This window comes from Azospirillum ramasamyi, assembly GCF_003233655.1.
Lineage (GTDB): Bacteria > Pseudomonadota > Alphaproteobacteria > Azospirillales > Azospirillaceae > Azospirillum > Azospirillum ramasamyi.
The window spans coordinates 2,592,501-2,614,588 of record NZ_CP029829.1 but is presented as its reverse complement, the minus strand read 5'-3'; the positions used below and the strand labels follow the sequence as shown (position 1 = coordinate 2,614,588).

The following is a 22,088-nucleotide window of genomic DNA, read 5'->3' as shown; positions in this document are numbered from 1 at the left end:
CGGTCATTTCCAAAGGAACGGCGGGTAACCGTCGAGGTCGCCGCGCAGATGGCGGGCAAGCAGCTGCGCCTGAATGTGCGGGACCAATCCCAGGCTGACCTTCTCGTTCAGGAACGGATGGGTGATCTCATCCTTCTTGCGCTCCTGATAGGCAGCAAGGACAGCCTTGCGGGAGTCGTCGCGCAACAGGACGGCACCGCCTTCCATGTAGGTAAAATCCTTCGGCCCGATCTGCTGCCGGTTGATCAGAGTCAGAACGACCCGGTCGGCCAGCACAGGGCGGAACTCCTCCATCAGGTCGAGGGCGAGGCCGGCACGGCCGGGACGGTCGCGATGCAGGAAGCCGACCTGCGGGTCCAGACCAACGGATTCCAGCGCCGAGCGGCAATCGTGCCCGACCATGGCGTATAAAAAGGATAGCAGGGCATTGCAGGCGTCCAGCGGCGGACGGCGGCTGCGACCGCGGAAGCGGAAGACATCATCGTCACGACGGATCAGGTGGTCGAACGCACCGAAATAGGCATTGGCGGCATCTCCCTCATGGCCGCGCGCGACGTCGATGCTCCCCGCCTCTATCACCCGGCGTGCCACGTCTCCCAAGCGGCGCTGAGCATCGTCCAGTCCAGCCCGACCGGTCTCCGCCATCGAAGACCCATGGTCCCGTAGCGCGCGGCGCAGCACCGCACGTTGGTTTGCCGTCTTCGCCGTCACGATGGCGCGGACGATGACGAGCCCGGCGTCCGGATCGTCGGCCACCCGATACTGGCGCCGGCGCAGCAGCACATTTCCACTGCATGGCCCCTCCACCCGCGCCAGGAACTTGCCGTGTTCGGTCAGGAAGGAGACCGTCACTCCAGCTTCGGCACAGGCCCCCATCAGCGGCGGCGACATGCCGACCCGGCCGAAGCAGACGATGCCGCCCATCATGTGCATGGGCACGCGGCCGATTTCCCGCCGCTCCACCTCCACCACGATGTTGGCGCCGTCCTTGGCCAGCCATGCGCCTTCGGTCGTGACGAACATCGTATTCAAATGCTGGCGCATGGAATCAGGAGTCTCCCCGGTCAGTGTCTCCACGGTCATCGGGCGGCATCGCGTCCTCGCCATCTTCCAAGTGCCGGACAAGCCAGTCGGCAACCGGCGGCGGACGGCCCAGCCGGCGCGGCCGGCAAAGCTCGATCATCGAGCAGTTCCGGCATTTGGCCGCCTCGTACACCGGCGGCGGGGTGCGGCCCGACTCGATCATGGAGCGAACGGCGGCCGCCGTCCGTTCGGTCAGCTCCCGCAACTCATCGTCGAGCCGGACAACGACACGCCGCCGGTTCTCCCCATAGAAGAGCGCCCCCTCGGCGATGTCCGTGTGGAACATCTCCTCCAGACAGATGGCCTGGGCGCAGAGCTGGACCTCGTCCGCCCGGTGGGCCTTGGGCCGGCCGCGCTTGTATTCGACCGGGTAGGGTCGCTGCTCGGGACCATGCAGCTCGACCAGATCGGCAACCCCGGCAAGGCCAAGCCTCTGCGAGCGCAACGGCATCGACCGCACCGTGCGGACGGTGCCGCGCCTGTCCCGGCCGCCCGCATCCACAGCGTCATGCAGCAGCCGGCCTTCGACGGTGAAGGTGTTCTCCTGCCACTGCCGCTCGACATGGATCAGGGCGCATTGGCGGGAACAAAACAGCTGGTGCTGCAAGGCCGACAGGGGAAGAAGATCATCGTCGTCCATACCGCGCCCCCTTCCCCGGCTGGCTGTCCCCTTCGTTCAGAACTTCTCGATCATCGTTACCCCGGCGGGCACGCGGGCCGCATCCAGGGCAATCCGGTAATCGGCAAAGCGGCGGGCCGGCGGCAGGTTGCCGGTGCCGGGGCCGTCCAGCTCGTAATCCTCGCCCTGGAAGTGCCGCTTCACCGTGACGAGGTCGAATAGGCGGTGGGCCGGAGCGTTGCCGAGCGCGCTGTCATGGCGGAACAGGACCAGCTTGCGGCCGGCCATTTCGCCGCGGGCGGCCGAGCGGTCATGGTCGAACATCCCCTCCAGCGCGGTCCACAGCAGGTCCAGGTCGTCCTCGTCGAAACCGGTCCCCTCCGCCAGCTTGGCGGAGATGTAGCCATGACAGCGATACAGGCCGTAGGGGACGACATGCTTGCGCCCCATGGTACGGTTGTCGCGGCGCCCATCATCCGCCGGGTCGCCGTCCTTGCGCTCCTTCGCCTCCTTCTCCGAGGTGGCGGCCATGCGGGTGATCGAAATCTCCAGCGGCAGGATCGGCTCCACCGAATGGGCGAAGGACAGCTGGACTGGCCCACGCACCTGCCCACAGTTGATGCTGGTGCTCATCACAGCGCCAAAGCTGCGGACGTCGAAGAAGTTGTCGCACATGAACTGCCGGACGGCCTTTTCCTCCGCTTCCTTAGGCGACAGCTTCTTTGCGCTCTCGACGTCCTTGTCGTCCGGACGGACGGCGCGGTAGGCGGCGCGGTGCTTCTCGTTCAGGATGGCCCCTTCCTGGACATAGATGCCGTAGCGCGGCTCGCCGTCACGGCTGAGTGCGGCGAAGTTGCGGATCTTCCGCTTCAGGCAGACGTCTGTCACCAGACCCTTGTTGGTTTCCGGATCGAGCCGCGGCAGGTTGCCGGCGTCGGGATCGCCGTTCGGGTTTCCGTTGGTGACGTCGAACAGATAGACGAACTCATAGCGGTTCTGGATCGCGGACATGGCTCAATCCTCGGAAACGGTCTGTTCAGTGGCGCCGGGCCGGTCGGTGGAAGCGGCGGCCTTGCCGGAATAGCGCTGGTGGTAGTAGCCGATGGCGAAGCGCCCCTGATCCTCGATGCGCAGCGAGCGCGGGAAGCCGCTGTCCAGCCCGCCGAGGATCTGGCCGATTTCCCCCTCGAACCAGCCACCGAGACGGGGCTTGTCGCCCTTGCGCAGCACCGCCAGATGGTGGTTGCTGTTGCGCAGCAGCATCGGGAAGACGCTCGCCGGGGTGGCCGATGCGGCACCAAAATAGCGGTCGCGGATGCTGGCGTTCACGTCCCCCAGGGCCGCCCGCTGGGCACCCTCCAGCACGGCGAACAGGCGGCCCAGCCGGTAGGCCGGGTTCGCCTCGTCTCGGTTCAGGCTCACGGGTATCTCCTCCGTCTTCTTCGTTCCCAGGCGGGAGTCGCGGTTCAGGCAGGCCCGGCAGATCGCAGCCTTCACGCCGTTCACCGGGTCGCCGGCCCGCATACGGGTGATGACCGCCGCCAGCAGGCTGCGGGGATAGCGGCCGCCGGTCAGGATGGCGCGCATCACCTCCCCGGCCAGTTGCGGCGCGATGTTCTCGGTCTTGCCCAGCGGGGCGGTCTCGCGCAGCAGCATCCAGACCGCCGGCGCGGTGCGCCAGGGCGCGGGATCGATCCGCAGATCCTCCCAATGGCGCCCGACGCGTTCGGCGATGGCCGCGAAGCTGTCCTCCAGCCAGAAACGCACCGACAGCCGGGCAATGTTCGGCGACAGGCCGAGCACATAGAAGCGCGTCCGCTCGTCCAGTTCCGGCGCAATCTCCCGCACCGGCCGCCCCTGGCTGACCGGTAGCAGGGCGTTGCGAATCGCCTGCGCCTCGTCGGCATCTTCGGCCGGCGGTGGACTGAGCAGGTCGTGGAACAGCACCTCCGCCCTCTGGGCAGACTCCTCGCCACCGGAAGCATCGGCCCAGAACACGGTGGTCGCGTCGCCGATCACCAACCGGTTTCCACTGCCCCGCGCCAGCAGCGCATTCAAGGCGGCGCCATACCCGAAGGCCGCCGCCTCCGACACCGGCGCGTTCAGCCCCTGCTCCTTGCCGTAGGAGGTGAAGGCGTCGTTGTTGAAGGAGACGATGGAGGCGCCGGAACTCTGCGCGTCCATCACCCCCTTGATCGCCGGGTGCAGGCGGGCGATCGGCTGGCGCGTTCCCGTTACCAAGCAGATTCCTTCACCCCCGGCACCCTCGGCCACCGCGCGCTCCCAGATGCGCCGGGCGGCGGGACGGTCGTGCAGGAAGCGCGGCTCCCCCCGATCATTCCGGTCGCCGTCGAGCATGAACATGAAGTTCTGGTCGAGCATGGCGTCGGTGAAACCGCAGGCGTCGAAACGGTCGGCCGACCAGCCATCGAGGAAGCGCAACAGGGCGGCCAGCCCGGCATCCTCGGTTCCGGCCAGCAGCCGACGGTGCAACTCCTGGAAGGCTGCATGGTTGGCCGGATGGGCAACCCGCTGCCGCGTCACCTTGTCCACCCCAAGGCCAAGCACGAACTTGCCGTTGTCCCACAGGAAGAAAGAGCGCGGTGTGGTTCCCGGACGCTTGAAGGATTGCGGCACCGCCGTCGGGCGTGGTTCCGCCTTTTTCCCCGACAGGCTCTGCCAGGGCAGAATTTCCACCGTCTCGCCTTCGGGCGACAGGACGATGATGTGGGCGATCCGCTCCGTCGAATAGCCGAAGGGCGGCACCTCGCCACGATCGGCCAGCCGGTCATAGTAGCCGTTGAGCGCGGCAAGGACGGTCATGACCGCACCTCCACCGAGTTCAGCGGCGGCACTGCCATCACTCCGTCGCGCAGCGCCGCGCGGAAGAACAGCGAGGTCATGTCGTTGGCATGGTCAATGTCGAGCAGCATCCAGCCGAGGTCGCGGTCACGCTGGTCCAGTGGCAGTTCCGACACCGGTGCGGCGCCATCCTCCAGCAGGGCGAAATTCGCCGGGAACTCCCGCACGCCCAGGCAGGGCTGCTGGAAGCACTGTCCGCTGGCCGCACGGCGGTTGAACATCGACAGATGCTTGGCCTCGCTGTCGCCCGGTCCGGCGCGCTCCGTCAGTTCGAAATGGGCGTGGATGACATAGGCAACGTCGACCAGCAGGGTCGCGGCGCGCTGCTGCCGGTTCTCCTCCGCCACCATGCGTAGGTCCTCTACCGCACCGGCCTTCATCGCCTTGCGCACCGCCGCGGTCGGCACGCGCGATCCCACCTCGTTGCGGCGGATCGACTGGAAGCGGATCGGCTTCAGCACCTCGATGGCGTCGATTGCCCAGCGGATCGCCGGCTTCCAATGGATCGCCTCCAGGATGCCGCGCGCGGCCGAGGGTGTCATGACGTCGTAGGACACCCGCTCGACCTTCATTTCCGGCCGGGTGAAGCAAGCGCGGTCGCCCCACACGTGAAGTTTCACGCCGTAGGCCATGGCTCTCCCTCAAAAAATGCTGGTTTCGAACCGCCGGAAGGTAGGATCCTCCCAATCCAGCCCGACGTCGGGGTGGTAGAGGTCGCCGTTGACCAGCGCGACGAATTGGTCGCCGAACTCGCCGCTCCGGATGCACTCCGCCGCCCCGGCCTTCAGCAAGCCGGCACGGGCCGAACGGGGAACCTGGACCAGATAGGGCTGCAGGGCGCGGGCAATCCCCCCGGTCTTGTCCGCCGGAGCGTGGCGCAGGGCGTCTAGCAGGCGCGGGACGGCGTCCGGCTCACCGGCAGGACGATAGGGTACGATCACCGGCACCAGCGGCGACTCGATGATCCGGAACGCCTTCGCAATGTCGGCGAAGGGGAAGTCGTGCTTACGCCGATGAAGGCGTAAGGCGTTCAGGATGCCGCGGATGGCGTCCGGCCCCTCCCCCACCGGGGCAGCGTCCAGATCCTCGTCGCCACGCAGCCAGTAGACCTGCCGGAAATAGGCGCGCAACGTGTCGAGAGCCAGCGGGTCGTCATGGGCGCGGAGAACGCTGGCGGCTGTCTGAGCAAACAGCGCCAACTCCACCGGCGGCCGGTGGCCTTCATCCTCTGGGCTGTCGAAGACGAAGACGCGCCCCAGCTCGGGCAACTCGCCGTTCCGGTTGCAGCGGCCCGCCGCTTGGGCGATGGAGTCGAGGCCGGCCATCGCCCGGTAGACGACGGGAAAGCTGAAATCCACCCCAGCCTCGACCAGGGAGGTCGAAACCAGCCGGACGGTCTTGCCATCCTTGATGTCCTGGCGGATGGCCGCCAATTCCGCCCGGCGGTGCTTGGCGCACAGGCAGGTGGACAGATGTCGTGCTCCCTCGGCCACTGCGATCCGCCGGTGCAGATCGCGGGCATGCCGACGGCTGTTGACGATGCACAATGCTTGGGGTTCGTTCAGCAGCCGTTCGGCAAGCGCCTCGTCGGACACCGGTTCGGCGATGGTGCTGACCGTCACCCGTTTCAGCCGGCGGTACAAGTCCGGCGGGTCGGGCGCCAGTTCCCGCACCCTGTCCAGCCCGCCCCTGAAGCCGGCATCCGTCGTCACCGCCGGCTGGGTCGCCGTACACAGAACCACGGAACTGCGATAGCCGCGCGCCAGCTCGCGCAACGCCTCCAGACATGGCCGCAGCACCTTCAGCGGCAAGGTCTGCGCCTCGTCCAGGATCACCACCGACCCGGCGATGGCATGCAGCTTCCGGCAAGCCGACGGGCGGTTAGAGAACAGGCTTTCGAAGAACTGCACCGCGGTGGTGACGACCACCGGCCGGTCCCAATTTTCAGCGGCGAGTCTCAGCTTGCGGGCACCGTCCTTGCCTTCATCGTCGGGCGCGCTGCCGTCCGCCGGTCCGAAATCGAAACCGCTGTGATGTTCGAGCACGGCGTCGTCGCTGCCCAGCGCGTCGCGGAAGACCGCTGCCGTCTGCTCGACCACGGAGGTGAAGGGGATCACATAGATGACCCGCCGCAGCCCATGCCGAACCGCATGGTCCAAGGCGAAGGCCAGCGACGACAGGGTCTTGCCGCCGCCGGTCGGTACCGTCAGCGAGAACAATCCCGGCTCATCGTCTGCTCTCGCCCGAACCGCAGTCAGCACCTCCGCCCGCAAACTATTGACTGCGCTGGTCCGTCCCTCAAATTGAGCCAGATGCGCATTCAGCCGGTCACGAAGATCGGTGACCGTGAGCGTGCATCCCCGCTCGACCGGCTCATCAAGCAGATCGGCATAAAATCGCTCCGTCTCCAGCCGATCGGCATCGACGAGACAGGAAAAGAGCATGCGAATGAGAAAGGCGGCGGAGAACTCGTGCGTGAACCCCTCGGACAGCACCGGCGCAGCCAGAGCGACCGACGTCGGCGCAATGTCGAGGTCAGGCGTCAGACAGCGTACCGGCAGGAGCGTAGCGGCCCCGGCTGCCAGCCGGTCTTTCAGCGACGATAATCCGCTGCCAGCAATGCAGCCGTTGGCCAGTCCGGCATGATGGCCGGCGATCCCATAAGCCATCATCCGGCCATACGGCGCAGGGTAGTTGCGCTCAGCGATGACGGCGCCCGCGGTCGAATGGTCGACGCTCGTCCCTTGGCCCCGGATATAGGATTGGAATGCGTCCCGAGCCTTGCCGATGTCATGGAGCGCGCCCATGACTCGTGCAAGCTCTTGGCCGCCGAACGTGGCAGCAAGCCTCTCCGCCCGATCGGCGACCTTGGTCAGGTGAGCCGCCAGCGGCTCCCATAGCACTTCATCCCGGCCGGGAACAGAATGCGCGTATACCACTGCACTCATGAGATGACCCGCGATCCATCAACTCTTTTGAGAGTTGTCAGCATGCGTCACGATCCGGATTTGATCAAGATTTTACGTTTTATCTCGCAAAAGAAGTTATTTGTGTACGTGCCCAGTCTCCTTAATGGCCGCAGCAAGAGTCAGCCACTGTTCAGTCCCTTCCCTATCGCTGGTAACCGATCGGGCATAACCGGAACCCAGCGCCAAGAGTAGGCACCTCAACACCCTTGGGAGCCTATCTTGCCCGCTATCAGCCTGCTCGACAAATTTCGCCTTCTGGATGCAGTTGCCTGCGACCCTGATCGTAGCCGCATCGAAATCGGCATCGTCGCCTGCGTCCTCCATTGCCTCGACAACAACAGCGGCCTCGCTCGCGTTGGTTTTGAGCGCCTATCCGAACGGACGGGCGCCAGCAGGAGCGGCGTTCAACGAGGACTTAAAAATTTGGAACGCACTGGAGTCTTGCCGGTCCACAGGCGCGGTGGATCGAACAAGGAGGGCGATCGCATGGCGAATGTCTATCGCCCGAATTTGTCCTATCGTCCTGCCCATCTTCAGACCGCAGGCGATGCGAATGAGGTTTCTGGCAGCACCAGCAGCGCGGACGCTACCAGTAGCGCAGACGCCGTCGACCAGGAGCGTCGGCGCACCAGACTGGTAGCGTCCACGCTCCCCCTTCCCTCTTCTCTCCCCGGGTTTAACCCCGGGGGAGAGGAAGAGGGGGTTACCCCACCGCCGCCCAGCGCCGTCACCGCCGTTGGCGGCGCCGTCGACGGCGGGGTAACGGATGGAGACGACGCCCATATGGAACGCTTTGACGAGTTCTGGTCAGCCTGCCCCAAACGGGAGCAGCGGAAGCAAGCCATGGAAGCTTACCGAGATGCCTTGGCCTCTGGTGTCGCGACACCGTCTGTTTTGATCGCGGCCATGCAGCGGTATGCGATCGCTAAGGCCCACTTTACCGACCCCAAATACCTCAAGTTCCCGCACAACTGGCTGCGTGGGGAGTGCTGGCTTGAAGACCCTCAGCCGCCGCAGGCGAAGACAGTTAAATCTTCCGGTTCCTCTGCAAGCAAACGAGCCAAATTGGACAACAGCCCAACAGAGGCGGCGGAAAGGCAACGCCCCTCAAAGAAGAATGCTGATCAGTCGACGTCTATGAAGCGTTCGTCAAAACCTACGAAGAAAAGAAATGTCCTGAACGCACCTTCCGTCGAACCTGCCAGAACAGAACCGCACAAGCCGATTTTTTCAGTTGGCGATAGCGTCAAGCACAACCGCTATGGGGAAGCAAAAATTGAAGGTGAATGGACTACAGACGGATACGTCAAAATCCGTATAAGAGATCAGACAATTAAATATGCTTATGAAAGCAATCTGAAGCCTAGCCGCGTTCCACGATGGGCCTTCTGAGTATTAAAAATAATAAACGGCTTTTATAATTTCTCTGAAAATCTATGAAGTCGACTTCTATAAAATAGATTGCCGACTTCATATTTTTTCGCTTCTTAAGTGGAATTTCTACTATTGAACCCTAGCTTTAAATCTAATAAATACTTTGAGCTGTTCAACTGCAATTTCAAGATCTTCTAAAGACAACTGCCGCCCAATATCTCGCAATTTTCCCTCCAAAATATATCTCTGATCATCAACATTCGGTTCAGCACCTTCGAAAAACTGCTGCACTGGCACCCCAAGGCTGTAGCCGAGCTGCTCCAGCGTCTCAATCGTCGGGAAGGTGCGGCCTCGTTCGATGTTGGACACTGCCTCAACCGTCCGGCCGACCAACTCCGCCAATGCCTCTTGGGTGAGGCCGCGGGCCACCCGCGCCTCCTTGACCCTCAACCCGACACGCTGCTTCAAGCTTAGTGGCATGAGCCGGATCATTACGCCGTTATAGCGCCTTGACCACGGCCTGACAGATCGGTATTTCTTCGTGAAGACGAACCAATGGATCGGCATGAGCCCATGCAAGCCGACGGACACCTCAGCGGCGGACACTTCCCTATCAGCAGAGCACCCATCAGCCGCGGCGGCGCGATTTGCCCGCGGCCCCGCCGGTTACGCCGCTTACCTCGCCAGTCCTCAATGGCGCGCTCTGCGGCGTGATGCGTTCGCCCGCGATGGCGGGCGGTGCGTCCTGTGCAACGCGACAGACCGGCTGGAAGGGCACCACCGCATTTATCCGCCCCGCGGCGACTGGACCCAGGACCGCCTGGAGGCCGTGACGACGCTGTGCGCGCCCTGCCACGAGACCGTGACCAGCATGCTGCGTGGCCGCCGCTACGCCAGGGCCATGGTCACCCTCCCCGACACCAAGCCGAGCCGCCCTCGTCCGCGGCTGGAGTGCCCCGATGTATCAGCTCCTGAGCTTCCAGATCACCGGCGTATCTCCCCTTCTCATGCACAACGGCCGGCTTGCCGATCCGCTCGACCCGCTGGTCAAGGACATCAAGAAACTGAGCAGCAAGCGGCCGAAGACGGAAGCTGACCTGGAGCGGATGGCCAAGCTTGAGTTCCTTGGCTCACTTTATCTGCATGGTGGCGAACCCTGCCTCCCGGGCGAGTTGATCGAGGCGGCGCTGATCGACGGCGCCAAGCGCAAACGCCGCGGGCCGCTGGCCAAAGCGGGCATCCTGTGTGACGGCAACATCCCGCTTCAGTATGACGGCCCCCGCGAGCCGGAGGCGTTGTGGGATGATGGCCGCTTCCGCTTTCGCACCGGCGTCCGGGTCGAACGCCTGCGGGTGATGCGAGTCCGGCCGCGCTTCGACGACTGGAGCGCTGCAGTCACCATCCAGTTCATGCCGTCGCTGCTGAGCGAGGATGATGTCCTGGACATCATCCGCACCACCGGCGAGGTGATCGACCTTGGAGATTGGCGCCCGAAATTCGGGCGCTTCACGGTGCATTGAGGGGCCGACTGGCGCCTCAATGCAGCCTTGGCGTGGCATGGATCGGCGTGGCATGGCAAGGCTGGGCATGGCGGGGGAAGGGCGGCATCAGCCGCCCTTCATGCCGCCGAATGGTCCCGGTATGATCCGACGCGGTACCGCGGCACTATCCCCCTTCGACATCACAGCGAGCCATCATGACGGAACAGGCACCTCCGCCGACGGAAATGCAGGATGAGCCATGGCGGCCATTGTTCGATGCTGTCGTCGATCGGCTGCAGTTGTCTGATCCCATCAAGATTGCGGCATGGCGCCTCTACGTCGAGCAACTTCCGGCCTTGGCAGCGTCCCAGGCAGCCATCAACCAGACGCCCGCCCCCAGCGCCACCCGCGACCGGATGAAGCGCATCATGACGGCCTGCAACGCCCTGCTGGAGGCCATCCAGGATGATACGCCGCAAGGTGGGCACCTCCGACCTGTCCCGCAGCTCCTGTGGGGCTTGGCCGCGCAATTGACGCCGGACGACCCTAACTCCGCCATCATCGATGGGCAGGCAGACCACGCGCTTGAAGATGCCTTCAGCGGCGTGCTGATGCTGCGGGCTGCGGCCGAACTGGTGCGCGATGCGGAAGCGGACCGCGTTGCTTCCGGCGTCGGTGGAACGCGCCACAAGGCCGCGGCCGGGTACCACATGACTTTCGACTTCCTGCTGGACATCTATGAGGCGATCAGCGACCGGCCGCCCGGCACCTCCTGGGACGACATGAGCGGGGCCGCCAGCGGACCGCTGGTCCACTTCCTCCAGCTCTGCCTGCAGGCGCTGGGCTACACGCCAACCAAGAACGCCCTGCGCACCGCAGTAAGGCGCGCCATAAAAGCCCGGCGAACCGACCCGAACAAATCAGCTGCGCCGCAAAGCTGATCTGGCCCTTTCGGCACAAGCGTCCAGCTTTGGCACGAAGAGGGGATGACCCACCATGTCCTCTCCCCCGACACCGCCACCCCCTGCACCCCTCCCGAATCCGAGGTTGCGGTCGAGCGCCTGCGTGCGCTGGCGCGCCTGCTGGGCCGCATGGCGGCGCGGGAATACCTGGCGGCTTCGGGCGAGGCGACGCAGCCCCCGAAGCCGGAATGAGCAAGCCCCCTTCCCGTCCCCCCGCCCTGCTGACCATCCCTGAGGTCGCCGAGCGCCTGCAGGTCAGCATCAAGACCATCCGCCGCTGGATTACGTCGGGCAACCTGCCCACCGTCCGCCTCGGCCATCAGATCCGCATCCAGCCGAAGGACCTCGACATCTTCCTCAGGCAGCGCTGGATCAACTGACCACCTCTGTCCATTCTTGTCCAGTAGCGGCAAGGACTTGGACGATCATCGGGAAGAGGTGGCCCTCGTATTTTCGAACCAAAAACGTGCTACGTCTTCCCAATCAGGACTTCCTGTCCACTCCTGTCTTCTTGAGCCCACGGATGACCATCGCCACCACTTCCCAGTTTCCGCTCAGCCCGCCTGCGGTGCTTGATATGCCGCCGGTGCGTTCCCTGGCCGACCTGCTGACGCGCGTCCTGGCCGACCCCGCCCTGCCGCCGGAGCGCGCCCGGGATCATGCCTCGTCCCTGCGCTGTTTCGGCCGCATCGTCGGACGCGACCTCGCCGCCATCCCGGCCAGCTTTGACGCCCTGCGCCCGCTGGTTGCCGTCGTGCATCCGACGGCTCACGGCCTGTCGCTCAAGCGCTGGCAGAACATCCGCTCCGCCGTCAGCACCCTGCTGCGCCGCTACGGTTCCGCCGCGGTCCACCGGCGCCTCGCCTGCCACTTGCCGGAGCCTTGGTACAGCCTCCGCGCGGTGGTCACCGACCCGGCGATGCAGCGCGGTCTCGCCCGCACGATCCGAACGCAATCCATCATTGCCCGCCGCGAGCGGGTCACGTCCAAGCGGCGGTTCGCGCAACGGGATGACATGGCGGATCTCCAGGCTGTTCTCGTGGACGATGACGCGCTCGACGACGAGCTGCAAGATCGCCTGCCGCTCCTGGAAGGTGGCCTCATCAAGACGACCACGGATTCTTTTGCAGAACGCCTCCAGGTCGGCCAGCACCTCTTGAGCCTGCGCGTGATGTTGGGCGAGCACCCGCCGTTGCTCCAGTTGCTTTTCCAAGTCGTGGCGCTGCTCAGAAAGCCGCCTACGACGGTCAGTCAGCTCGCCCAGTTCGATGACTTCAGCTTGGTAGGCATCGAGTAACCGGTCCTCGGCTCGGGCAATCCGTTCCAGACGACCGCGCAGGCCACGCTCAGCGATCTCCTCGCGAGTGGCATCCCGATCCGGATCGCTCGCCAAGCGGCGAAACTCAGCGATCAGTCGCTCAGGGTCGCCGAGCAGACCACGGACATGAGCCCATACGGCCTGTTCCAGCTCCTCGCCCCATACCGGAGCACGGGGGCAGGGAGTTTCGCGTGCCCGCAGGACGGTATCCTTGCCAGAACAGGCATAGAGATGTCGATCGCCTGAAGCCATCCGTCTGGTGACGCCGAACATGGCGAGACCGCACGTTCCACAGGTCAGCAGGCAGCGCAGCAGGTAATCGTGTCGCTTGTTATTCCGGAATGATAGGGTGGCGTTTCTTGCCAGTTGTGCCTGCGCACGGTCCCAAGTGTCTTGATCTATCAACGCTGGAACCGGGATGGCGATCCACTGGTCCTTTGGCCGCAATCGGCGGTGCCCTTTACCGTGGTAGTTGGGCTTGCGGCTTCGAGGTTTCTGAGCCGGAACATACTCGTAGCGGTTCGCGTAGGCAGTGCCAGCGTAAACCGGATCGGCGAGAATATGATGCACCGTCGAGGACGACCATGAGCGGCGACCACACCGCGGGAACCACGGCCCCAGGTTCAGGCGCTTGATGATCTGGCGCACGGTCATGCGCTCCTCGACCAGCCAGCCATACATCAAGCGCACGAGTTCGGCCTCGGCTTCCTCAACAACCAAGCGACCGCCGCCCTCTTGGGAGCACGGCAGATAGCGGTAGCCGTATGGCGGGCGCACGCCGAGGAACTGACCGGCCCGGGCCTTCTGGAGCTTGCCACGACGAAATCGTTCACCGAGCAGGGCGCGCTCATACTCGGCGACGGCGCCCTGAATCTGGAGCAGGAGCTGGTCGCCGGGATCGTCCGAGATGGCGCGGTTGCAAAAAGCGATATTGCAGCCGACGCGCCGGAACTCCTCAAGCACGAGTACTTGGTAGGCGTAACGGCGGGCGAGGCGGTCGGGGGCAAGAACGCCGACGATGTCGACCTCGTGATCGCGCACGGCGTCGCGCAGTGCATCAAGACCAGGTCGGTCGAGACGGGCTCCACTGTAGCCTTCGTCACGGAAGACATGGGCCTCATTCAGGTCGTGTCCTGCGTTGCGAGCCCAGGCGCGCAAGGCGTCGAGTTGGCTGTCGATGGTTTGCTGGCGCTCCTGGCGCTCGGTCGAGACACGGGCGTAGATGGCGGCGCGCATGGCGGTTCTCCCTCGGTCACGGGAACGGGATCAAGCAAGCTGCGGTAGGCGAGGTCGAGGCGCTCTGGCCCACCTCGGGTGCGGACAAAAACCGACCGCACGGACCAGCACTGTGTAGGGGGGCATGGATCTCGGGGCATCGGGCACCTTCCTGGAGAAGTGCCCCGATCAACAGCCACGCTCGACGGCTACCGGAGGCGGCGCCCCTTCGTCCCGGAGATGCTCGCCCAATGGAACTCAAGGGAGATGGTAAAGCGGACCCGGTCGATTGCGTTCGGACCGTGCACTTCCTGCGGTACTGCGTTGACCACGGCATCGCGCCGGACGCCGTGTCGGACGCCACCTTCACCGCCTTCGCCGCTTCGCTGGCGTCCGGTACGCTGGTCGCCAAGCCGCAGCGGGTCGAGCGGATGGCGCGCCAGCAGTGGAACCGCGCCGTCGCCGCCGCCCTGCCCGGCTGGCCGGTTGCGCCGGTGCCGGTCACCAGCAACCGGGACGACTACCAGCTGCCGTTGGACCGCCTCCCGCCGTCCTTTGCCACCGATCTGGCGGCATGGATGCGGCGGCTGTCCGGCGCCGACCCGCTGGACGAGTTCGGCCCGGCCCGCCCGTTACGCCCCAGTTCGCTGAAGACCGCTCGCGGCCATGTGCTGCGTTTCGCCGCTGCCCTCGTCCATGCCGGCGAAGACCCCCAGGCGTTGACCACGCTGGCGGCGCTGGTGGTGCCGGAGCGCTTCAAGGCCGCCCTGCTGTGGCTGATGACCCGGCGGTGCGGAGCCAGCCCCGGTCTGATCGAACAGGCGAAGTGCCTGCTCTCTGTCGCCCGCCACTGGGTTCAGGCACCGAAGGCCGACCTGGAGCGGCTGAACAAGCTGGTCGCCAAGCTCGGTGTCCGCCGCAAGGGCATGACCGCCAAGAACCGCGCCCGCCTGCGCGCCTTCGACGATCCCAAGCACCTGCTGGCCCTGCTTACCCTGCCGGTGCGGTTGATGGACAAGGCCGACCGCGTGGCGGCGCCCAGCCGCCGGGAAGCCCTGATGGCGCAGACCGCGGTGGCAATTCAGATTCTGTTGCTGGTGCCGCTGCGCCGCCTCAACCTGCTGCGGCTGGACGTCCATCGCCATCTCTGCCGCAGCCGCTCCGGCCGTCACGCCGTCGTCCATCTCGTCATCCCGGCGGAGGAGACCAAGACCAGCCAGCCGATCGAGGCGGTGCTGCCGGAGCCGCTGGTGCGGATGATCGACCACTTCATGACGCGCTATCATCCGCTGCTGACGTCGGACACCGACGGCTTGCTGTTCCCCGGGCGCGATGGCGGCTGCAAGCACATCACCGCTTTGACGGCGCAGATCGAGCGGGCGGTGCGCGACCACACCGGCCTTGCCGTCAATCCGCACCTGTTCCGCCACCTCGCCGGCAAGCTCAGCCAGCAGTTCGATCCCGGCAATTACGAGCTGTCGCGCCAGCTCCTCGGCCATCGCTCCACCGATACGACGGTGACCTACTACACCGGCCAGGACACCGCCGCCGCGGTCGCCCGCTATGACGCCAACATCCTGGAACGCACCAGCTCACTCCGCGGCAAGGTCGTGGGGCGCTGAGGCGATGAGCAAGACCTCCGCGACCATCGACCGCCGCAGCATGCCGGTCAGCGCGTGGCCTGAGCAGGACCGCGCCTTGTGGCAAACCGCCTGCGAAGCTGGCGGGCCGCTGGATGACGCCGGTGCCGCCGCCGACTGGGCGCCTGCCACCCGTCGCGGCCGCGGCGCCAACTATGGCCGCTGGCTCACCTTCCTCGATCAGCAGTATCTGCTGATGCCGGATGCTGGTCCTGGCGACCGCGTGACGCCGGACATGGTGCGCAGCTACATCGACCTGTTGCGTCCGACCCTGGCGCCGCTGTCCTTGTGGACCACCATCGACCAGCTCGCCGCCATCATGCCGGCCCTGGCGCCCGACGCCGATTGGGGGTGGCTGCGCCGCACCGCCGGTCGCCTGAAGCGCGGCGCTGCCAACCGGCGTCCGATTGCGCCGCGCATCCGCAACGCTGCCGACCTTTACCAGCGCGCCCTCGCCGCCCTTGCCGGAATCGACGGCAAGCCCGAAACCCGGCCGTTCGCCCATGCCACCGGCTTCCGCGACGCCCTGATGTTCGCCCTCACCATTTCACGGCCGATCCGCCGCCGCACGTTGGCCGGTTTGCGGGTGGGGCAGCATCTCCGGCCGACCTCCGATGGCTTCTTGATCCAGCTGGAACGCGAAGACCTCAAGTGCGGCGGTCCGATGAGCTTCCCGCTGCCGGCCAGCTTGGTGCCCCACATGGCACGTTATCTCGACCAGCACCGGCCGCGGCTGCTGCAAGGCCACGCCTATGATGCCCTGTGGATCACCCGCGAGGGGCTGCCGATGACCCTCAATGGCGTCTCCAGCCGCTTCGAGCGCGCCACCCCAGCTGTACTCGGCGAGCGGATCAACCCGCACCTGCTGCGCCACTGCGCCGCGACCAGCATCGCCCTCGACGACCCACAGGGTGCCCGGCTGACGGCGGCGCTGCTCGGCCACAGCACGCTGCGGACGAGCGAGCGCCACTACACGATGGCCAAGGGGCTGGATGCCAGCCGCCGCTATCAGGCCACCCTAACTGACCACATCACCCACCTGCGCCGCGCCGTCCGCGGCGAGCGCCCGTAGGAGCTCATGATGCGTGCCGTCATCTACGCCCGCTACTCCAGCGACCAGCAACGTGAAGCCTCCATCGCCGACCAGATCGAGGTCTGTCGGCGCTATGCCGAGCGCCAGGGCTGGACTGTCGTCGACCACTACAGTGACGCCGCCCTCAGCGGCGCCAGCCGTCACCGTCCGGCCTTCCAGAAGCTGCTGCGCGAGGCCGGACAGCGGCGCTTCGACATCGTGCTGTGCGAGGCGATCGACCGCCTCGGCCGCCGCCTCGCCGACACCGCCGACCTTCAGGACCGCCTCGCCTTCCACGGAGTGCGACTGTTCACCCCGCAGCTCGGCGAAATCACCACCATCCACGTCGCCGTCATGGGCATGATGGCCCAGGTCGCCTTGAAGGATTTGGCGGACAAGACCCGCCGCGGCCAGCTCGGACGCGCCATGGCTGGCCGCATGCCGGGCGGCAAGGCCTTCGGCTATGATACCGCCGAGCGTAAGTCCTGACTTATGCTCGGAGGTAAAGGCCGCGACTGCGGCCCCGCAGGCCCATGCCTGCGAAGGCAAGCGGCCGGACGGCCGCGCCCGCCGTCTGAGGGCGAGCGTAAAGTCTGATGTGTCAGAATTTACGCTCGATGATATGATGTGCTGGAGGGCGACGCTGACGGTCGTGGCAAGCGGCGGATCAACGGGGCCGAAGCCGAAGTCGTCCAGCGCATCTTCCGCCTGTTCGCTGAAGGCGTCAGCCCGCGCGCCATCGCCAAGCGCCTCAACGCCGACGGTGTGCCCGGTCCGGAGGGCCGGCTCTGGCAGGACACCACCATCCGCGGTCAGGTCGAGCGCGGCACCGGGATCCTCAACAACGCGATCTATGCCGGCCGGCTGGAATGGAACCGCTGCTCCTACGTCAAGGATCCGGAAACCGGCAAGCGGGTTGCGCGGCCCAACCCGCCAGAGGCATGGGAAGTGGTGGAGGTGCCGGAGCTGCGCATCGTCGACGCGGCACTGTGGGAGCGGGTCAAGGAGCGGCAGGCATCGATCAGCTTCGAAATCACTCGTGATGACCAGGGCAATGCGCTGAACCGGGCGCACCGGCGCAAGTTTCTGCTGTCGGGGCTGCTGACCTGCGGGTGCTGCGGCGCCGGCTACACCATCATGGGCAAGGAGCTCTATGGCTGCAGTGGTCGCCGCCGCAAGGGCAATTGCGCCAACGACCGCACCATCAGCCGCTTTGACATCGAGCGGCGGGTGCTCACCGGGCTGAAAGAGCGCCTGCTCGCGCCCGAGCTGGTCCGGGAGTTCGTGGACAGCTTCCGTGCCGGCGTCGAAGCGGCAACGGCCGACCGCGAAGCCAACCGCCGCACGCGCGAGCGCGAACTGGCGGCGGTCGAGCGCAAGATCGCCGGCATTCTCAAGGCGATCGAAGACGGGCTGTACCACGAGTCGATGAAAGAGCGCCTGACCATCCTGGAGGCCGACAAGGCACGACTGCTTGCGGAAGCCGAGGAGTCCGATGCGGACCTGCCGTCGGTCCTGCTGCACCCCCAGCTGTCGGACCGTACGCATCCGGTGAGTGCCGCAGTCAGATTGCCTTCCAGTTCCAGGGCAGCAGTTCGGGCAGGCGGTTCTGCGGCAGGTCGGCGATGCGGGCCAGCACGTCGGCCAGCCACGCCTGCGGGTCAACTTCGTTGAGCTTGGCGGTGGTGATCAGGCCGTACATGATCGCCGCCCGCTGCCCGCCGCGATCGGAGCCGCAGAACAGCCACGCCTTTCTGCCCAGGGCGATCCCGCGCAGGCCGCGTTCGGCGGCGTTGTTCGTGAGACACAGCCGGCCGTCGCCGAGGAAGCGCGTGAAGCCGTCCCAGCGCGTCAGCATGTAGTCCATCGCCTTGGCCACGGGGGCATGGCGGGAGAGCCGGGCGCGCTCCGTCCGCATCCAGTTCTCCAGCGTGGCCACCAGGGCGACGCCGTGCTCCTGGCGGGCCGCCAGCCGCTCGGCCGCGGGCTTGCCGTTCAGGGCGCGCTCGAGATCGAAGAGGGCGTCGATGTGGGTCACGGCTTCCAGGGCCAGCGGTGAGATCGGCGGGGCATCCTTGCCGCGTCTGGTGTTCGCGGCGATGTCGGCCAGCTTGAAGAAGCCGCGCCTTGCATGCGCCCAGCACAGTGCGGCGCTGATCGGCCCCGGTCGGCGCTCAGGTTCGTACAGCCGGTTATAGCCGGCGAACGCATCGGCCTGCAGCCAGCCCGTGAAGCCGGCCAGGTGCCGTTCGGGATGCTCGCCCTTGCGGTCTCGCGAATAGTGGAACAGCGCTGCCGGTGGGGCTTGGCCGGCAAACGGCCGGTCATCACGCACATACACCCACAGCCGCCCGGTGTCGGTCTTGCCTTTGGCCAGCACGGGCACGGGCGTGTCGTCTCCATGCAGCCGCTCGGCTGCCAGTACATGCGCGGCGATCAGGTCGTGCAGCGGCTTCAGCACCGCGGCGGCGGCGCCCACCTGGTCGGCCAGGGTGGACAGGCTGAGCGGCACGCCCTCGCGCGCAAAGCGTTCGGCCTGCCGGTTCAGCGGCTGATGCTGGCCGAACTTCTCGAACAGGAGGGTGGCCAGCAGGTTGGGGCCGGCCCAGCCCCGTGGGGTGGCGTGGAACGGCGCCGGCGGCTGGCTGATCGTCTCGCAGGCCCGGCAGGAGAACCGTTCCCGCACCGTCTGGATCACCTTCCACTGGCGCGGGATCACCTCCAGCGTCTCGGTGATCGTCTCGCCCAGCTTGCACAGCTTGTCCGAGCCGCAGCACGGGCAGCTCGCCGGTGCCGGCACAACGACGCGCTCGCGCGGCAGGTGGTCGGGGAAGGGTTGGCGTGATGGCCGTTTGCGGGTAAAGGCCGCCACCGCGGTGGTTTTGGCAGCGGCCTGCTCGGCCGCCAGTTCGTCCTCGCTGGCCGTCGCTTCCAACTCTTCGAGCTGGAACTCCAACTGGTCCAGCAGACGCGCCTTGCGCTCGGAGCGCGTCCCGTAGAGTTCGCGCCGGAGTTTCTCGATTTCCAGCTTCAGGCCGGCGATCAGCGCCTCGGTGTTCGACGCCATCGCCTTGGCCCGCGCCGCTTCGGCTTCCGCCGCATCCGCCCGCGCCTCGGCCTGCGCCAAGGCAGCGCGCAAGTTGGCGACGTCGTCGGCCGAGGTGGAGGGGAGCGGGGCGGCGGTCATGGCGCCAGTTTACCTGGGAACGCGCCGTCGAGCCGCCGCAATCGCCCCTGAACCGGTGCGTCGATTCACCGTGTCGCAGTCACCCCGCGGCCTCGGGACGCCAGGTCTTCTGCGGGTTGCGCCAGTCGATGCCTTCGAGCAGATAACCCATCTGCCCAACCGAGATCGACACCGCGCCGTCCGCCGGCGTGGGCCAGATGAAGCGGCCCCGCTCCAGCCTCTTCATGAACAGGCAACTGCCCTGGCCGTCATACCAGATGATCTTCACCAGATCGCCGCGGCGCCCGCGGAAGATGAAGAGATGGCCGCTGTGCGGGTCTTGGGCGAAGCGTTCCTGCACCAGAAGCGCCAAGCTTGCCCAGCCCTTGCGCATGTCGGTGTGTCCGCTGGCCAGCCACACCCGCACGCCACTCGGCACCGGGATCATGCCAGAGCACCGATGACGGCCGCCGCCAGAGCCGGATCGACCGGCCCTTCCAGACGCAGGCGTGCCCCGCCGGGCAGGATGACCTCGAGGATCGCTGGGCTCGTGGCCAGCGTCGCTGGAGGCGGCAATGGTTCAGGGGGCTCCAAGACCGGCGGTTCTGTTACGGTCGGCTCCGGCGTGATGGTCACTGCGACGAAGCTGGACGGTTCGGCCACCGCGCTCCCGCTCGCCTGCATCAGCCCTCGCCAGCGGTATAGCAGACTTTCGTGCACGCCCAGCCGGCGGGCCGCTTCCGTCACCACCACGCCGGGGCGGAACGCCTCCTCGACCATTCGGACCTTCTCCGCCGGCGTGTAATTCCGCCGCCGCTCCGTCCCCGTCAGAACCTCGACCCGCTGGTAAGCCATGACGTTTGCAACTCGTTTGCGTCCGCGCAATGACGCGCCACGCAAATCTCAGACGTCGGACCCTATTTTGCCAAGGCGGCACTCACCGGAGGCGTACCTTCATGGCGACCTGCTGGTGATCCTGGAGGCGTGCGCCAAGGTGGAGCCGAAACGCCGACAGCCCGCCTCGTTGGAGGCGGGCTGTCAACTGTCGGTGGTTGCGGGGGCAGGATTTGAACCTGCGGCCTTCAGGTTATGAGCCTGACGAGCTACCGGGCTGCTCCACCCCGCGGATGTCTCGATATGGGGTGATGGATGTCGTGCCGATGCCTGCGGATTTGCTTTGGTTATGGCGTCTCTTGAGCCTGAGTGACCTGGCGGCGACCTACTCTCCCACGTCTTAAGACGCAGTACCATTGGCGCGGAGGCTTTTCACGGCCGAGTTCGGGATGGGATCGGGTGTTTGACACCTCGCCATGACCACCAGGTCACCAAGGCTCAAGACCGACGCTTTTCCCAAAGCATATCGCGGGTTCAGTGCAAGTGAGGGCGAGGATGTATCGAACTGCGGTGCGTGCGTCAAGCAGGCTTGCTGCTGCGCATGGCGCGGTTTGTGTGGGGTCGAGATCAAGCCGATCGAGCGATTAGTAAGGCTTAGCTTCAGGCGTTGCCGCCCGTCCACATGCCTCCTATCGACGTGATGGTCTGTCACGGCTCTCAAGGGAGCTCTGGTTTAGAGGTGGGTTTCCCGCTTAGATGCTTTCAGCGGTTATCCCGTCCATACTTAGCTACCCGGCCATGCCACTGGCGTGACAACCGGTGCACCAGAGGTATGTCCATCCCGGTCCTCTCGTACTAGGGACAGATCCTCGCAAAACTCCGACACCCACGGCAGATAGGGACCGAACTGTCTCACGACGTTCTAAACCCAGCTCACGTACCACTTTAATCGGCGAACAGCCGAACCCTTGGGACCTGCTCCAGCCCCAGGATGTGATGAGCCGACATCGAGGTGCCAAACGACTCCGTCGATATGGACTCTTGGGAGTCATCAGCCTGTTATCCCCGGCGTACCTTTTATCCGTTGAGCGATGGCCCGTCCACGTGGAGCCACCGGATCACTATGGCCGACTTTCGTCTCTGCTCGACTTGTCAGTCTTGCAGTCAGGCGGGCTTATGCCATTGCACTCGACGAGCGATTTCCGACCGCTCTGAGCCCACCATCGCGCGCCTCCGTTACACTTTGGGAGGCGACCGCCCCAGTCAAACTACCCGCCATGCAGGGTCCCGGACCCGGATCACGGGCCACGGTTAGATGCCAGAGACTTCAAGGGTGGTATTTCAAGGTTGGCTCCACCCGGGCTGGCGCCCGGGCTTCCAAGCCTCCCACCTATCCTACACATGAAGTCCCTAGCACCACTGCAAAGCTGTAGTAAAGGTGCACGGGGTCTTTCCGTCTGACCGCGGGAACTCCGCATCTTCACGGAGAGTTC

20 protein-coding genes, 1 tRNA gene, 2 rRNA genes and 1 pseudogene (1 of these 24 only partly in view) are annotated in these 22,088 nt (G+C 65.7%); 9 read left to right on the top strand and 15 right to left on the bottom strand.

Annotated elements, in window-relative coordinates; all coding sequences use genetic code 11:
* Positions 1–3: 3 nt before the first annotated feature.
* From cas1c to DM194_RS28675, 7 genes and pseudogenes are all read right to left on the bottom strand, one after another.
* Positions 4–1,044 carry a type I-C CRISPR-associated endonuclease Cas1c gene (cas1c, locus tag DM194_RS12305; protein ID WP_111067560.1) on the bottom strand — a complete coding sequence of 347 codons (1,041 nt, stop codon included), beginning with the start codon at positions 1,042–1,044 and terminating at the stop codon, positions 4–6.
* 4 nt (positions 1,045–1,048) lie between these two features.
* Entirely contained in the window at positions 1,049–1,723 is a 675-nt protein-coding gene (gene cas4, locus DM194_RS12300) for a CRISPR-associated protein Cas4 (RefSeq protein WP_111067559.1), read from the bottom strand.
* 36 nt (positions 1,724–1,759) lie between these two features.
* The gene (gene cas7c, locus DM194_RS12295; RefSeq protein WP_111067558.1) at positions 1,760–2,713 is read right to left on the bottom strand and encodes a type I-C CRISPR-associated protein Cas7/Csd2; all 954 of its coding nucleotides are present in this window, start codon (positions 2,711–2,713) and stop codon (positions 1,760–1,762) included.
* A 3-nt stretch (positions 2,714–2,716) separates the two neighbouring features.
* Positions 2,717–4,525, bottom strand: a complete 1,809-nt coding sequence (cas8c, locus tag DM194_RS12290; RefSeq protein WP_111067557.1) for a type I-C CRISPR-associated protein Cas8c/Csd1 — start codon at positions 4,523–4,525, stop codon at positions 2,717–2,719.
* Entirely contained in the window at positions 4,522–5,196 is a 675-nt protein-coding gene (gene cas5c, locus DM194_RS12285; RefSeq protein ID WP_111067556.1) for a type I-C CRISPR-associated protein Cas5c, read from the bottom strand. The genes cas8c and cas5c overlap by 4 nt, the downstream gene beginning before the upstream one ends.
* Before the next feature lie 9 nt (positions 5,197–5,205).
* On the bottom strand, positions 5,206–6,783 hold the full coding sequence (locus DM194_RS12280) for a CRISPR-associated helicase/endonuclease Cas3 (RefSeq protein WP_246024329.1): 1,578 nt from the start codon (positions 6,781–6,783) through the stop codon (positions 5,206–5,208).
* A 243-nt stretch (positions 6,784–7,026) separates the two neighbouring features.
* Positions 7,027–7,512: pseudogene (locus DM194_RS28675) on the bottom strand (CRISPR-associated endonuclease Cas3''); the annotation flags it as partial.
* 240 nt (positions 7,513–7,752) lie between these two features.
* On the opposite strand from DM194_RS28675, the gene DM194_RS28110 reads away from it, so the two are divergent.
* Positions 7,753–8,925, top strand: coding sequence for a helix-turn-helix domain-containing protein (locus DM194_RS28110; RefSeq protein ID WP_162630012.1), 1,173 nt, complete (start codon positions 7,753–7,755; stop codon positions 8,923–8,925).
* A 111-nt stretch (positions 8,926–9,036) separates the two neighbouring features.
* Here the strand turns inward: DM194_RS28110 and DM194_RS12270 are convergent, their stop codons facing one another.
* On the bottom strand, positions 9,037–9,336 hold the full coding sequence (locus DM194_RS12270) for a helix-turn-helix domain-containing protein (protein ID WP_211110592.1): 300 nt from the start codon (positions 9,334–9,336) through the stop codon (positions 9,037–9,039).
* 530 nt (positions 9,337–9,866) lie between these two features.
* On the opposite strand from DM194_RS12270, the gene DM194_RS12265 reads away from it, so the two are divergent.
* The 4 genes from DM194_RS12265 to DM194_RS12255 all read left to right on the top strand — a co-directional run bounded on the left by DM194_RS12265 (position 9,867) and on the right by DM194_RS12255 (position 11,730).
* Positions 9,867–10,427 (top strand): hypothetical protein, encoded by a 561-nt coding sequence (locus DM194_RS12265; protein WP_111067553.1) that lies wholly within the window; start codon positions 9,867–9,869, stop codon positions 10,425–10,427.
* A gap of 176 nt (positions 10,428–10,603) precedes the next feature.
* Positions 10,604–11,329 (top strand): hypothetical protein, encoded by a 726-nt coding sequence (locus DM194_RS12260; RefSeq protein ID WP_162630011.1) that lies wholly within the window; start codon positions 10,604–10,606, stop codon positions 11,327–11,329.
* 45 nt (positions 11,330–11,374) lie between these two features.
* Entirely contained in the window at positions 11,375–11,542 is a 168-nt protein-coding gene (locus DM194_RS28105) for a hypothetical protein (protein ID WP_158282116.1), read from the top strand.
* Positions 11,539–11,730: a helix-turn-helix domain-containing protein gene (locus DM194_RS12255; RefSeq protein ID WP_111067551.1), complete on the top strand. Its 192-nt coding sequence runs from the start codon at positions 11,539–11,541 to the stop codon at positions 11,728–11,730. Before DM194_RS28105 ends, DM194_RS12255 begins: the two co-directional genes overlap by 4 nt.
* An 89-nt stretch (positions 11,731–11,819) precedes the next feature.
* On the opposite strand, the gene DM194_RS12250 is transcribed toward DM194_RS12255, so the two are convergent.
* Positions 11,820–13,904, bottom strand: coding sequence for a recombinase family protein (locus DM194_RS12250; RefSeq protein WP_111067550.1), 2,085 nt, complete (start codon positions 13,902–13,904; stop codon positions 11,820–11,822).
* Between the two features lie 281 nt (positions 13,905–14,185).
* On the opposite strand from DM194_RS12250, the gene DM194_RS12245 reads away from it, so the two are divergent.
* From DM194_RS12245 to DM194_RS12230, 4 genes are all read left to right on the top strand, one after another.
* Positions 14,186–15,505, top strand: a complete 1,320-nt coding sequence (locus DM194_RS12245) for a tyrosine-type recombinase/integrase (RefSeq protein WP_162630010.1) — start codon at positions 14,186–14,188, stop codon at positions 15,503–15,505.
* 4 nt (positions 15,506–15,509) lie between these two features.
* Positions 15,510–16,595 carry a tyrosine-type recombinase/integrase gene (locus tag DM194_RS12240; protein WP_162630009.1) on the top strand — a complete coding sequence of 362 codons (1,086 nt, stop codon included), beginning with the start codon at positions 15,510–15,512 and terminating at the stop codon, positions 16,593–16,595.
* 6 nt (positions 16,596–16,601) lie between these two features.
* A complete protein-coding gene (locus DM194_RS12235; protein WP_111067547.1) occupies positions 16,602–17,084 on the top strand; it encodes a recombinase family protein in 483 nt (160 codons plus the stop codon).
* Positions 17,085–17,222: 138 nt separating this feature from the next.
* Positions 17,223–18,269, top strand: coding sequence for a recombinase family protein (locus DM194_RS12230; RefSeq protein WP_211110591.1), 1,047 nt, complete (start codon positions 17,223–17,225; stop codon positions 18,267–18,269).
* Here DM194_RS12230 and tnpC read toward each other — a convergent pair.
* The 6 genes from tnpC to DM194_RS12200 form a co-directional block, all read right to left on the bottom strand.
* Complete coding sequence (tnpC, locus tag DM194_RS12225; RefSeq protein WP_111067546.1) at positions 18,160–19,782, bottom strand: IS66 family transposase; 1,623 nt, start codon at positions 19,780–19,782, stop codon at positions 18,160–18,162. The two genes, DM194_RS12230 and tnpC, sit on opposite strands and share 110 nt — an antisense overlap.
* Before the next feature lie 79 nt (positions 19,783–19,861).
* The gene (gene tnpB, locus DM194_RS12220; RefSeq protein WP_111065522.1) at positions 19,862–20,209 is read right to left on the bottom strand and encodes an IS66 family insertion sequence element accessory protein TnpB; all 348 of its coding nucleotides are present in this window, start codon (positions 20,207–20,209) and stop codon (positions 19,862–19,864) included.
* Entirely contained in the window at positions 20,206–20,616 is a 411-nt protein-coding gene (gene tnpA, locus DM194_RS12215; protein WP_111067545.1) for an IS66-like element accessory protein TnpA, read from the bottom strand. Before tnpA ends, tnpB begins: the two co-directional genes overlap by 4 nt.
* Positions 20,617–20,810: 194 nt before the next feature.
* Positions 20,811–20,887, bottom strand: a tRNA-Met gene (locus DM194_RS12210).
* Positions 20,888–20,967: 80 nt separating this feature from the next.
* Positions 20,968–21,083, bottom strand: a 5S ribosomal RNA gene (gene rrf / locus DM194_RS12205).
* A 135-nt stretch (positions 21,084–21,218) separates the two neighbouring features.
* Positions 21,219–22,088 (bottom strand): 23S ribosomal RNA (locus DM194_RS12200); it runs 1,877 nt beyond the window's last position.